Annotated in this window: 11 protein-coding genes; 6 read left to right on the top strand and 5 right to left on the bottom strand. The window is 71.3% G+C overall.

All coding sequences use genetic code 11. The features are described from left to right. Positions 1 to 84: 84 nt before the first annotated feature. The 3 genes from DWB77_RS17760 (at position 85) to DWB77_RS17770 (ending at position 3,256) form a co-directional block, all read left to right on the top strand. Positions 85 to 1,113: an ROK family protein gene (locus DWB77_RS17760; RefSeq protein ID WP_120722193.1), complete on the top strand. Its 1,029-nt coding sequence runs from the start codon at positions 85 to 87 to the stop codon at positions 1,111 to 1,113. Then, positions 1,113 to 2,258: an N-acetylglucosamine-6-phosphate deacetylase gene (gene nagA / locus DWB77_RS17765; protein WP_120722194.1), complete on the top strand. Its 1,146-nt coding sequence runs from the start codon at positions 1,113 to 1,115 to the stop codon at positions 2,256 to 2,258. Before DWB77_RS17760 ends, nagA begins: the two co-directional genes overlap by 1 nt. Before the next feature lie 77 nt (positions 2,259 to 2,335). After that, positions 2,336 to 3,256, top strand: coding sequence for a 1-phosphofructokinase family hexose kinase (locus DWB77_RS17770; RefSeq protein ID WP_120722195.1), 921 nt, complete (start codon positions 2,336 to 2,338; stop codon positions 3,254 to 3,256). A 27-nt stretch (positions 3,257 to 3,283) separates the two neighbouring features. On the opposite strand, the gene DWB77_RS17775 is transcribed toward DWB77_RS17770, so the two are convergent. Then, positions 3,284 to 4,288, bottom strand: a complete 1,005-nt coding sequence (locus DWB77_RS17775; RefSeq protein WP_120722196.1) for a CBM35 domain-containing protein — start codon at positions 4,286 to 4,288, stop codon at positions 3,284 to 3,286. Between the two features lie 110 nt (positions 4,289 to 4,398). Next, positions 4,399 to 6,072 (bottom strand): diguanylate cyclase CdgB, encoded by a 1,674-nt coding sequence (cdgB, locus tag DWB77_RS17780; protein WP_120722197.1) that lies wholly within the window; start codon positions 6,070 to 6,072, stop codon positions 4,399 to 4,401. A gap of 330 nt (positions 6,073 to 6,402) precedes the next feature. On the opposite strand from cdgB, the gene DWB77_RS17785 reads away from it, so the two are divergent. Continuing rightward, positions 6,403 to 6,969: a flavin reductase family protein gene (locus DWB77_RS17785; RefSeq protein WP_246033560.1), complete on the top strand. Its 567-nt coding sequence runs from the start codon at positions 6,403 to 6,405 to the stop codon at positions 6,967 to 6,969. A 74-nt stretch (positions 6,970 to 7,043) separates the two neighbouring features. Here the strand turns inward: DWB77_RS17785 and arfB are convergent, their stop codons facing one another. Next, positions 7,044 to 7,478, bottom strand: a complete 435-nt coding sequence (gene arfB, locus DWB77_RS17790; RefSeq protein ID WP_120722198.1) for an alternative ribosome rescue aminoacyl-tRNA hydrolase ArfB — start codon at positions 7,476 to 7,478, stop codon at positions 7,044 to 7,046. Positions 7,479 to 7,646: 168 nt separating this feature from the next. On the opposite strand from arfB, the gene DWB77_RS17795 reads away from it, so the two are divergent. After that, positions 7,647 to 8,222: a TerD family protein gene (locus DWB77_RS17795; RefSeq protein ID WP_120722199.1), complete on the top strand. Its 576-nt coding sequence runs from the start codon at positions 7,647 to 7,649 to the stop codon at positions 8,220 to 8,222. A gap of 438 nt (positions 8,223 to 8,660) precedes the next feature. Further along, complete coding sequence (locus tag DWB77_RS17800) at positions 8,661 to 10,163, top strand: M4 family metallopeptidase (RefSeq protein ID WP_120727921.1); 1,503 nt, start codon at positions 8,661 to 8,663, stop codon at positions 10,161 to 10,163. Between the two features lie 45 nt (positions 10,164 to 10,208). Here DWB77_RS17800 and DWB77_RS17805 read toward each other — a convergent pair whose 3' ends face one another. Beyond that, complete coding sequence (locus DWB77_RS17805; protein WP_428985128.1) at positions 10,209 to 11,636, bottom strand: M1 family metallopeptidase; 1,428 nt, start codon at positions 11,634 to 11,636, stop codon at positions 10,209 to 10,211. A 72-nt stretch (positions 11,637 to 11,708) separates the two neighbouring features. Further along, on the bottom strand, positions 11,709 to 12,314 hold the full coding sequence (locus tag DWB77_RS17810) for a GlcG/HbpS family heme-binding protein (RefSeq protein WP_120722200.1): 606 nt from the start codon (positions 12,312 to 12,314) through the stop codon (positions 11,709 to 11,711). Positions 12,315 to 12,376 lie beyond the last annotated feature (62 nt).

Raw genomic sequence — 12,376 nt, forward strand, 5'->3', positions numbered from 1 at the left:
GAAGTTTCTGGAAAGAAAGCGCTTTCCATTCCATCCGGCGAGTGGACTAGACCTTTAGTGGGTGTTGGCGCGAGACTGTCTCCCGTGAGACACGTCATCGCCCTGGATGTGGGCGGCACCGGGATGAAAGCCGCCTTGGTCGGGGCGGAAACCGCGCTGTCCGCAGGGAATCCCCCCGGACCCCCGCAGCTGCTCCACGAGGCGCGCCGGCCCACCGGCCGAGAGCGCGGGCCCGACGCCGTCGTCGAGTCGATCCTCGCGTTCGCCGCGGATCTGCGGGCGTACGGGGAGGAACACTTCGGCGAGAGCGCCGTCGCGGCGGGCGTCGCCGTGCCGGGCATCGTCGACGCCGAGAACGGGATCGCCACCTACGCGGCCAACCTCGGCTGGCGCGACGTGCCGATGCGCCGGCTGCTCAGCGAGCGCCTGCACGGCGTACCGGTCGCCCTCGGCCACGACGTGCGCACCGGCGGGCTCGCGGAGGGCCGTATCGGCGCGGGCAACGGCACCGACCGGTTCCTGTTCGTGCCGCTGGGCACCGGCATCGCGGGCGCCATCGGCATCGACGGCCGGGTCGAGCCGGGCGCGCACGGCTTCGCCGGCGAGATCGGCCACATCGTCGTACGCCCCGGCGGCATCGCCTGCCCGTGCGGTCAGCGGGGCTGTCTCGAACGGCTCGCCTCGGCCTCCGCGGTGACGCTGGCCTGGGCCGAGGCGAGCGGCGACCCGGACGCCGACGCGGCCGACTGCGCCAAGGCCGTCGAGTCCGGCGACCCCCGTGCGCTCGCCGTGTGGCGCAACGCGATCGAGGCGCTGGCCGACGGTCTGGTCACCGCGCTCACCCTGCTGGATCCCCGCGTACTGATCATCGGTGGCGGACTCGCCGAAGCCGGGGAAACCTTGTTCGTACCGCTCCGGGCCGCCGTCGAGGAGCGGGTGACGTTCCAGAAGCTGCCCGAGATCATTCCGGCGGCCCTCGGGGACACCGCCGGGTGCCTGGGCGCGGGCCTGCTCGCCTGGGACCTCGTCGCCGCGACCGCCGGGACCGGCTCCCGCCCCGACCCCCACCCGCACCCCGGCTCCGACCCCGACTCCAGTGAGGTAACCGTCTGATGGCCGCATCGAAAGTTCTCTCCGGCGCCCGTGTCGTCCTCCCGACCGGGGTCGTCGAGAACGGACGCGTGATCGTCGACGGCACCTCTATCGCCGGGTCGGCCCCGGCCGACGCCGTCGCCCTCGATCTGTCGGGCCACTGGGTCGTGCCCGGCTTCGTCGACATGCACAACCACGGCGGTGGCGGCGCCTCCTTCAGCAACGGCACGGTCGAAGACGTTCTCAAGGGCGTGCACACCCACCGGCTGCACGGCACCACCACGCTGGTCGCGTCCACGGTGACCGGCGAGATGGACGTGCTCGCGCAGCGCGCCGGGCTGCTGTCCGAGCTGGTCGAGCAGGGCGATCTGGCCGGCATCCACTTCGAGGGCCCGTTCATCTCGCCCTGCCGCAAGGGCGCGCACAGCGAGGGCCTGCTGCGCCACCCGGACCCGGCCGAGGTCCGCAAGCTCCTTGACGCCGCGCGCGGCACCGCGAAGATGGTCACGCTCGCCACCGAACTGCCCGGCGGCCTCGACTCCGTACGGCTGCTCGCCGAGCACGGCGTCATCGCGGCGATCGGCCACACCGACGCCTCGTACGAGCAGACCGTCGAGGCGATCGACGCGGGCGCCACCGTCGCCACCCATCTCTTCAACGCGATGCCCGCGCTCGGCCACCGCGAGCCGGGGCCCATCGCGGCCCTCCTGGAGGACGAGCGGATCACCGTCGAGCTCATCAACGACGGTACGCATCTGCACCCGGCCGCCCTCGAACTCGCCTTCCACCACAAGGGCGCGGACCGCGTCGCGTTCATCACGGACGCCATGGACGCGGCCGGCTTCGGTGACGGGCTCTACCACCTGGGCCCGTTGGAGGTCGAGGTGAAGGAGGGCGTGGCGCGGCTCGTCGAGGGCGGCTCCATCGCGGGCTCCACGCTGACCCTGGACCGCGCGTTCAAGCGCTCAGTGACGGTCGACGGCCTCTCGGTCGAGGACACCGTGCGCGCCCTTTCGGCCAATCCGGCCCGGCTGCTCGGCCTCGACGACACGGTGGGCTCCCTCGAACCGGGCAAGGACGCCGACCTGGTGGTCCTGGACGCCGACTTCGCCGTCAAGGGCGTTCTGCGCAAGGGGAGTTGGGTCGTCGAGCCCGAGCTGGGCTGAACGCTCACGCGCGACATCCGTACGGCGGCCGGTTCCGGGGTCTGGGCCTGCCGCCGTCCGTTTGGCATGATCACCCCGTGATTCTGACCGTCACGCTGAACACCGCACTGGACATCACCTACCGCGTCCCCGCCCTCGTGCCGCACGCGAGCCATCGCGTCGAGGAGGTCACGGAGCGCCCCGGCGGCAAGGGCCTCAACGTCGCCCGGGTGCTCGCCGCGCTCGGCCACGAGACGGTGGTCACCGGGTTCGTGGGCGGCCCGAGCGGTGAGGTGCTGCGCGCCCTGCTCGCGGGGCTCGCGCCCGTCGACGAGCTCGTCCCCATCCGGGGCGCCACCCGCCGCACCATCGCCGTGGCGGACGCGGCGACCGGTGACACCACCCAGCTCAACGAGCCGGGCCCGGTGGTGTCGTCCACCGAGTGGGACGCCTTTCTCACCGCGTACGGGCGGCTGCTCGACGGCGCCGAGGCGGTGGCCCTGTGCGGGAGTCTGCCGCCGGGCCTGCCGGTCGGGGCGTACGCGCAACTGGTGCGCCAGGCCCGTACCGCGAAGGTGCCGGTGCTCCTGGACACCAGCGGCGAGGCCCTGCGGCGCGGCATCGCGGCCCGGCCGGACCTGGTCAAGCCCAACGCCGACGAGCTGGCCCAGCTGACGGGTTCGCGCGAGCCGCTGCGGGCGGCGCGGGACGCGCGCAGGCGCGGCGCGCACACGGTGGTGGCTTCGCTCGGCGCGGAGGGGCTGCTCGCGGCCTCCCCCGACGGCCTGTGGCAGGCGGCCCCGCCGGCCGCGGTCCGCGGCAATCCGACGGGCGCGGGCGATTCGGCGGTGGCCGGACTGCTGTCGGGTCTGGTGGAGGGCCTGGACTGGCCCGGTCGCCTGACGCGGGCGGTGGCCCTGTCCGCCGCGACCGTACTGGCGCCCGCGGCGGGCGAGTTCGACCGGGAGGCGTACGCGAAGATGCTCGGCTCGGTGCGCGTGAGCGAGCACGCGCACTGAACCGAGCATCGCGACCGTGACGGTACGTCAGGCGGTGGTCAGCCAGAGCTGGTCGAGATTGGCGTTGCACTGGTTGCCCTGCTCGCAGGACAGCTTGATCTCGTTGTCGCCCTTGTCCAGCGTCACGTTGGCGAACGTGGTCTGCCAGCCCTTGGCCCAGTCACCGGCCGGCGAGTGAGCGAAGTTCTTCATGTTCATCGGGCGCGACTCGGCCTTGCCGTTGAGCGTTATCGTCGCGTTCGCGTCCGCGCCGGGGACGCCGAAGCGCAGGTTCAGCTTGTACGAGCCGGCCTTGGGCACCTTCACCTTCCAGGTGACCGACGAGCCCACGTTGTTGAAGTTGGTGACGAAGGCGCCGCCGGTGCCCTTGGCGCCCGGCACGTTCGTGCCGACCTGCGCGGGGCCGCCGAGCGTCAGCGTCGCCGCGTCACCCTTGGGCAGGTCCGCCGGGGCGGACGGCGAGGACGTCGGGTCGGTGCTGGGCGACGGGGGCTGGCTGGAGGCGGACGTGTTCGGCTTGGCCGCGTCGTCCTTCTTGTCCTTGTTGTCGCTGTTGCTGGCCAGCGCCACGGCGATGCCGATGACGACGGCCGCGACCACCGCGACCGCGCCGATCAGCAGGCCCTTGGTGTTGGGCCCGCGGCCGCCGGAGCCGGTCTGCTGCGGCGGCGGCCCCTGCCGGGGCGGGGTGGCGCCGGGGTAGGTCTCGGGCGCCGCGTACTGGGCGGTCGGCTGCCCGTACTGCTGCTGGGGAGGGCCTTGGTGCTGCTGGGGAGGCCCCTGGTACTGCTGCGGGGGCCCCTGGTACTGCTGCTGCGGGATCTGGCCGTACTGGCGCTCACCGACCGTGCGCACCTGGTTGTACGACGTCCTGGGGACTCCGGGCTGCTGCTGCCCCGCCGCCGGACCCGGGTAGCCGTAACCGCCACCGCTGCGGGCCGGGTTGCCTGTGGCCTGCCCGTCCGCGTACAGGTAGCCGAACGGATCGTCGTCCTCGGGGGTGTTCGCGCCGTTGTTGCCGGGCGTCGTCATCCGGGGTCACTCCTCACTGTCCGCCAGCCGTCGCCGACCGGCCGAGCCTACCCCGAACGGACCACTGCCCGATCTGGCCCCGACCACACACCCGCCGGGCCCGGCCGCGCTCACCCCGCCCGGCGGTGGACCTTGGCGCGGGAGCGCTTCTCGATGTACATCCGTTGGTCGGCGGAGCGCAGGACCTCTTCCACGGACATCCCGCAGCTGGCCCAGCCGATGCCGAAACTGGCCCCGACGCGGACCGCCCGGCCGTCCACCCGGATGGGCGGGATGATCGCGTTGCGCAGCCGAACCGCCAGGTCGGCGGCGTCGGCGGCGCCGAGCCCGTCGGCGAGGACGACGAATTCGTCACCGCCGAGCCGGGCCACCGTGTCGCCGTCGCGGACGCCGGTGGTCAGGCGCCGGGCGACCTCGATCAGCACGGCGTCGCCGGTGTGGTGGCCGAACCTGTCGTTGATCGACTTGAACCCGTCGAGGTCGCAGAAGAGCACCGCGAGCCCCTTCGTACCGTCGTCGATCTCACTGTCGGGGGCCACGGTGTGGACGTGGTGGTCGTACGGTCCGCCGCCCGGCAGCGCCTCGAAGTCGAAGCCGTCGGCGCGGAAGGCGTGCCCGTGGGCCTCGGACTCCGCGTGCGCGGGCCCCCGCTCGTAGGCCGCGTCGAGGGATTCGGCCGCGCCGACCGGCCCCACCGAGTGCGGCCGGGGACAGAGCCGGGACGAGAGTCTCGCGCGCAGCTCGGCACTGTTGGGCAGGCCGGTGAGGGCGTCGTGCGAGGCGCGGTGGGCGAGCTGGAGCTCGTGCCGCTTGCGGTCCTCGATGTCCTCGACGTGGGTGAGCAGGAAACGGGGGCCGTCGGCGGTGTCGGCGACCACGGAGTTGCGCAGCGACACCCACACGTAGGTGCCGTCGCGCCGCCCGAGCCTGAGTTCGGCCCGGCCGCCCTCGGCGGAGGTGCGCAGCAGGGTTCCTATGTCCTCGGGGTGGACGAGGTCGGCGAAGGAGTAGCGCCGCATGACGGAGGCGGGCCGGCCGAGCAGCCGGCACAGCGCGTCGTTGGTGCGCAGGAGCCGGCCGTGCTGGTCGCCGCCCATCTCGGCGATGGCCATGCCCGAGGGCGCGTACTCGAAGGCCTGCCGGAAGCTTTCCTCGCTGGCGCGCAGCGCCTGCTGCTCGCGCTCCAGGCGGACCAGGGCGCGCTGCATGTTTGCGCGGAGCCGGGCGTTGCTGATCGCAATGGCGGACTGCGATGCATACATCTGGAGGGCTTCCCTCCCCCAGGCGCCGGGCTTGCGGCCGTTGCGGGGTTTGTCGACGGAGATGACGCCCAGGAGCTCCTGGGTGCCGCCCGCCGAGTACATCGGGGCGTACAGGCGGTCCTGCGGGTGCCACTCGTCCGCGAACCGCGGGTCGGGGCCCTCGGTGTACCACTGGGGGACGTCGTCCTCCAGGAGCACCCAGCCCTCGGTGTGCGGGATGAAGCGCAGGCCGTCCCAGTCCTCGCCCATCGACAGGCGGCGCTCCCAGGAGGTGCGCGAGCCGACCCGGCCCGTGATCAGGGCTTCCGCGGCGGCGTTGCCCGCGAAGGCGGCGACGACCAGGTCACCGTCGGGGCGTACGAGATTGACGCAGGCCAGCTCGTAGCCCAGTCCCGCGATGACGCCGTCCGCGACGGTCTGCAACGTGTCCGCGAGGCTGCGGGCCGTGTTGAGCTCTCCGACCACCTGGTGCAGCTGCCGCAGGGTCGCAAGACGGACGTAGGGCTCCGACTCGGTCTCCATTGCTCGCTCTCCCCGAGACCTCGACAGCAACTCCTGGCTTTAGATCGGCATACCTTTTCGTACTGTCCCGCCACTGAATCACAGCGAGCTGTCTAGCCGGTACACAGGGTCAACAAATAGTGCCTTCTGTGACTCAAGTCACAACAGATAGTGGGGGGTTGGCCGTTCTTTCCGTCTTTGCCCCCTACCTTTCCTGAACGCAAACTGAGAACGGGCCGAAAGGCGCGGAATCCCTTGGGCGCAGAGGGACGCGTGGGCCGGAAGACCTAGGTCCCGACTGGTCCCAGCGTCCGATGCGGTCCGCGGTGGCAGGAGACTAGCGTTCCGGTTGTGTTGCAGACACCCCTTACCGACGCCCTTTCCGCGCTTGCCGCGGCGACCCCTCATCCTGAGGGGGTGAGCAATGACGAGTTCCGCGCCGCGATGTCCCGGCTGGCCGCGGGCGTGGTCCTGGTGACCGCGCACGACACCGACGACGGGCCGCGCGGCGAGGACGTCGGCATGACCGCGACGGCCTTCCTCTCGGTCTCCCTCGACCCGCCGCTCGTCCTGGTCTCGCTGCGGGAGGGCTCACGGATGGACGACCTCCTCGCGGAACAGCCGCTGTGGGCGGTGTCGATCCTCTCCGAGAGCCAGCGGCACATCGCGGGCCGGTTCGCGATGAAGGGCCGGATCAGCGACCGTCTGCTCTTCGAGGACATCCCGTACAGCAGGGGCGAGGCGAGCGGCGCGCCCCTGGTCGCCGGGGCGCTCGCGACGCTGGAGTGCCGCACCGAGCAGCGCGTGACGGCGGGCGACCACACCCTGGCCATCGGCCGCGTCCTGACGGCGAACCTGCCGAGCGCCGAGGGCGGCCCGCTCACCTATTTCCAGGGCCGGTACCGGCAGTTGGGGTAATACGGGCGGGGCGTTGGGGGATGCGGGCGAGGCCCCGGGGGATGCGATGCGGCGACCGAGCCCGCGGCCGGGAGCTACCAGTCGCGGCCGGAGCGGCCGTTCTTCGTCTGGGCGCGCTGCTTCTTCTCGCGCAGCCGCCGCTCGTTGATGCCGCGCGGGATCTTCGTGGCGCGGCGCGGCTTGGGCGGCGGGGCGGTCGCCTCCGCGAGGAGCGAGGCGAGCCGGACCGCGGCGGTCTCGCGGTTGCGCCACTGCGAGCGGTGCTCGGAGGCGCGTACGGAGACGACACCGCCCACCAGGCGGCCGGCGAGCCGTTCGAGGGCCCGGGCCTTCCAGACCTCGGGCAGTGCCTCGGTCCTCGCGAGGTCGAAGCGGAGCTCCACCTGGGAGTCGCTGGTGTTGACGTGCTGGCCACCGGGCCCTGACGACCTGGAGAAACGCCAGATCAGCTCGGCCTCCGGGAGGGAGACGGAGCCACGGATGACATAGGGCCCGGACATGACATCCATGGTGCCGGGTGCGCGGCACCGCGTCTCCCGCTTTTACTCCCCCGCGGCCGTTTGGCAAAGAAAGCAAAGCGGGATGGAACCTCTCGGTCCCCTGCCGACGTTATGGGGGATGACGGTAGCTTCGGGACGGCTCGAAGCCCGCACACCAAGACGAAGGGGACACATCCCATGGCTGTAAGCCTGTCCAAGGGCGGCAACGTCTCGCTCACCAAGGAGGCCCCGGGCCTGACCGCCGTCACGGTCGGCCTCGGCTGGGACGTCCGCACCACCACCGGAACCGACTTCGACCTCGACGCCTCGGCCATCGCCGTGAACCCGACGGGCAAGGTCTACTCCGACAAGCACTTCGTCTTCTTCAACAACAAGTCGACGCCGGACCAGACCATCGTCCACACCGGTGACAACACCACCGGCCAGGGCGAGGGCGACGACGAGGCGATCAACGTCAACCTGGCCGGTCTGCCCGCCGATGTCGACAAGATCGTCTTCCCGGTCTCCATCTACGACGCCGAGGCGCGCTCGCAGAACTTCGGCCAGGTGCGCAACGCCTACATCCGCATCGTGAACCAGGCCGGCGGCGCCGAGATCGCCCGCTACGACCTGAGCGAGGACGCCGCGACGGAGACCGCGATGGTCTTCGGCGAGCTGTACCGCAACGGCGCGGAGTGGAAGTTCCGTGCCGTGGGCCAGGGTTACGCCTCGGGCCTGGCCGGCATCGCGCAGGACTTCGGCGTCAGCGTCTGACGTTCGGCGACGTTCGGAGAAGTTCGGCGACCTTGGTCGACGACTGACGCGAAGGTGCCCCCGGCGGGAACGCCGAGGGCACCTTCGCGTTTCAGCCGGGGGCGCCGTCGCCCTCTCGCGCGGCCACCGCCAGGTCAGGGGCCCGCGCGACCACCGGAACACCGGCTCACCGAACCGTCGGGCCACCGGAACAACGGGGCGCCCCCATGCATCGGACAGCGAACAGGAACCGTCAACTCCGCTGTGCGCGGCCTGATTTGATCGGTCAGCGGACATGCGCGCCCTTCTTTCGGACACGATCAGGTCAAATACTTGTCGCGTCTCTGTCAACCAGTGGTCATCTCCTGGCAGTCTCCAACTCGCCCCCACGGAACGAGTGAAGGAGAACACCGAGTGCGAACCACTCTGCGTGCCGCCGCTCTTGCAGCATCCGCCGCCATGGTCGTCGTCGGCGTACAGGCCGGCTCGACGGCCGGCGCAACCGACCGCGCCGCCGGCGCCACCGCGCTCGACCTCACCAGCGCCCAGCGCTCCGACGCCCTGGCCGCGGCGCAGGACACGGCGCCCGCCACCGCCCGGAAGATCGGGCTCGGCGCCAAGGAGAAGCTCGTCGTCCGCGACGTGATCAAGGACGCCGACGGCACGGTCCACACCCGCTACGAGCGCACCTTCGACGGCATGCCCGTCCTCGGTGGCGACCTCGTCGTGCACTCCTCGAAGGACGGCGCCCTCAAGGGCGTCAACAAGGCGACGGACGCGAAGATATCCGTCGCCACCACGACGTCGCTCAAGGCCGCCCCCACCGGCTCCCGCAAGGTCGTCTGGGCCGCTTCCGGCAAGCCGGTCGTCGCCTACGAGCGCACCGTCACCGGCACCCAGCCGGACGGCACGCCGAGCCGCCGCGACATCGTCACGGACGCCGCCACCGGCGCCGAGCTCTTCTCCCACGAGGAGATCGAGACCGGCACCGGAACCAGCGAGTACTCCGGCACGGTCACGCTCGGCACCACCAAGAGCGGCTCGACCTACAGCCTCACCGACGCCTCGCGCGGCGGACACTCGACGTACGACCTGAAGGGCGGCAGCTCCGGCAAGGGCACGCTCTTCACCAAGTCCACCGACACGTGGGGCAACGGCTCGCCGTCCAACCGCGAGACGGCCGCCGTCGACGCCCACTACGGCGCCGCCGAGACCTGGGACTTCTACAAGACCGAGCTCGGCCGCAACGGCATCGCGGGCAACGGCAAGGCCGCCTACAGCCGCGTCCACTACGGCAACGCGTACGTCAACGCGTTCTGGGACGACAGCTGCTTCTGCATGACGTACGGCGACGGCGAGGGCAATCAGAAGCCGCTCACCGCGCTCGACGTGGCCGGTCACGAGATGAGCCACGGTCTCACCGCCGCCACCGCCAAGCTGAACTACAGCGGGGAGTCCGGCGGCCTCAACGAGGCCACCAGCGACATCTTCGGCACGTCGGTCGAGTTCTTCGCCAACAATGCCTCCGACAAGGGCGACTACCTCATCGGCGAGAAGATCGACATCAACGGCGACGGCACGCCGCTGCGCTACATGGACAAGCCCAGCAAGGACGGCGGCTCGGCCGACTACTGGTCGAGCGGCGTCGGCAACAAGGACGTGCACTACTCGTCCGGCCCTGCCAACCACTTCTTCTACCTGCTGTCCGAGGGCAGCGGCGCGAAGACGATCAACGGCGTGAGCTACAACTCGCCGACGTACGACGGCTCCAAGGTCACCGGGATCGGCCGGGTCAAGGCGTACAAGATCTGGTACAAGGCGCTCTCCACGTACATGACCTCGACCACCAACTACAAGGCCGCGCGCGCCGCGACCCTGAAGGCGGCGGGCGACCTGTACGGCACGACCAGCACCGAGTACAAGACGGTGGCGGCCGCCTGGACCGCCATCAACGTGAAGTGACCGACGTGCGATAGCAGCATCAACTCACCTGGTTCTACGGGGAGTTCAGGAGGCCTCGGGCTTCCCGTCCCCGTAGAGCCAGGTGTCCCACACCGCCGTGAGCCGGCGCCCCGCCGCATCGTCCACGAAACGGACGAAGTCCTTGGTGGAGGCGTTGCCGTGGCGGTGTACGCGTACCCAGTCCCGGACGAGCGCGTGGAAGGCCTCGTCACCCAGGGCCTCGCGGATCTTGTGGACGACCATGGCGCCGCGCACGTACACCGGCCGGCCCGACACATCGGCGGCGGTCGGCGGTTCGGCCGGCGGGAAGGCCCAGATGTCGTCGCCGCCGCCCTTGGCGTACTCCCCCTCGAAGATCTGCTGAGCGCTGGGACCTGAGTGGTCCTCGCTCCACAGCCACTCCGCGTACTGCGCGAAGCCCTCGTTCAGCCACATGTCGCGCCAGGTGGCGGGGGTGACGGAGTCGCCGAACCACTGGTGGGCCAGCTCGTGCACCACGGTGGTGGCGTCGAAGTGGTCCAGCGGCAGCACCGGACGGTTCTGCGTCTCCAGTGCGTAACCCGAGGCCTTCGCGGGCGCCACGATCAGCCCGGCGGACGAGAACGGGTAGGGCCCGAACTCCTTCTCCTCCCAGGCGAGCATCTCCGGCAGCCGCGCGACAACATCGGCGGTCTGCCGACGCACCTCCGGGTCGATGGCGCTGTAGATCGGGACGCCGGACCCGGTCCTGCCCCGGTCGATCTCGTAGGGGCCGATCGCCACGGTCGCGAGATAGGTAGCCATCGGCTCCCGGGTCCGCCAACTGAACGTAGCCCGGCCCTTGTTGACCGTCCGCGACACCAACTCACCGTTGGAGACGGCCTGGAGGCCGTCGGGCACGGTGATCCTGATGTCGTACGTGGCCTTGTCGCTCGGGTGGTTGTTGGACGGGAACCAGGTCATCGAACCGGTCGGTTCGCCGAGCGCCAGCACGCGGCCGCCGGGCGAGCGCAGCCAGCCCTCCTCCGAGCCGTCGACGTCGGTGATGGTCCGCGGGCGCCCCGAGTAGCGCACGTACGCCGTGAACGTCTCGCCCCGCGTGAGATCTTCCTCGGGGCGCAGAGTGAGTTCGTCACCGGCCCGGTTGACGGCGGCGGGCTCGTCGTCCACGGTGGCCGACTCCACGTCCATGCCGGCGAAGTCGAGGTCGAAGGCGCTGAGGTCTTCGACGGCCTTCGCCACGATGGTGACGCCCCCCTTGAGACGCCCGGACGACGGGTCGTAATCGAGGTCCAGCGTGTAGTGCTGGACGTCGTAGCCGTCGTTGCCGAGCCGGGGGAAGAGCGGGTCGCGCACCCCGGCCGAGCCGGGGCCGCCGGTCACACCGCCGGTGCAGGAGGCGGCGGCGAGGGCGGCCAACAGGGCGGCGGCGAGGCGGGTTCGGCGGCCACCGCGCCCTTTCGGTGCCGTCCGCAGGGCCGGTCGTTTGTCCACGTCTGTGATCCTACGGGCGGCAGGGCGGCGGGGCGGACCGCTTCCGGAATCCCGACTTCCCTTATCGGCGGGCTACTTGTTCAGCACGGCGACGCCCGCCCGGGCGAACTTCTCGTCGAGGTCGCCGCTCGGGGCCCCGGCGACGCCGACGCCCGCGACCGGCGCGCCCTTCGCCTGGACGGGGGCGCCGCCCGCCAGGAACAGCGTGCCCGGGATGTCCTTGAGGTTCGGGGCCTGGGCGAGCCGCTTGGCGAGCTCGGAGGTGGGCGCGTTCCAGGAGACCGCGGTGTACGCCTTGCGCACGGCCGACTCGGGGGACTGCGGGCCCGCGCCGTCGCCGCGCAGGGTGACCAGGGTGTTGCCGTCGCGGTCCACGACGGCGACGGACACCTTCTGGTTCTCCTTCACGGCGGCGTCCAGCGCGGCCTGAGCGGCGTGGGTGGCGGCGGCCACGGTGAGGTGGGTGGTGGTGGTGAGGTTGCCGGTGGAAGCGGCGGTCGCGGTGGCGGGAGCGGTGCTCGCGGCGGGGGCGCCGGTGGCCGCGGTTCCGGTGGCCGCGTTGGCGGTGACGACGCCGAAGGTTCCGGCGGCGGCGATGGCGAGGGCGGCGGCGGTGAGCGCGAGCTTCTTGTTCCGGGTGCCGGCGGTGTGCGTGACGTTCTTCGCGGTGGGGTTCATGCTTCGATCCTCCCGGCGGAACCGGCCCTCCCCCCTCGGCGTACCGGCTGCCCTCGCGACGC

The organism is Streptomyces hundungensis (assembly GCF_003627815.1).
In the GTDB taxonomy this organism is placed as follows: Bacteria; Actinomycetota; Actinomycetes; order Streptomycetales; family Streptomycetaceae; genus Streptomyces; species Streptomyces hundungensis_A.

Coding starts and splice junctions, on each gene's coding strand:
- cdgB (WP_120722197.1), bottom strand. CDS start 6,072: ATGGAGACCGAGTCGGAGCCCTACGTCCGTCTTGCGACCCTGCGGCAG.
- DWB77_RS17800 (WP_120727921.1), top strand. CDS start 8,661: ATGGTCGTCGTCGGCGTACAGGCCGGCTCGACGGCCGGCGCAACCGAC.
- DWB77_RS17795 (WP_120722199.1), top strand. CDS start 7,647: ATGGCTGTAAGCCTGTCCAAGGGCGGCAACGTCTCGCTCACCAAGGAG.
- DWB77_RS17810 (WP_120722200.1), bottom strand. CDS start 12,314: ATGAACCCCACCGCGAAGAACGTCACGCACACCGCCGGCACCCGGAAC.
- nagA (WP_120722194.1), top strand. CDS start 1,113: ATGGCCGCATCGAAAGTTCTCTCCGGCGCCCGTGTCGTCCTCCCGACC.
- DWB77_RS17775 (WP_120722196.1), bottom strand. CDS start 4,288: ATGACGACGCCCGGCAACAACGGCGCGAACACCCCCGAGGACGACGAT.
- arfB (WP_120722198.1), bottom strand. CDS start 7,478: ATGGATGTCATGTCCGGGCCCTATGTCATCCGTGGCTCCGTCTCCCTC.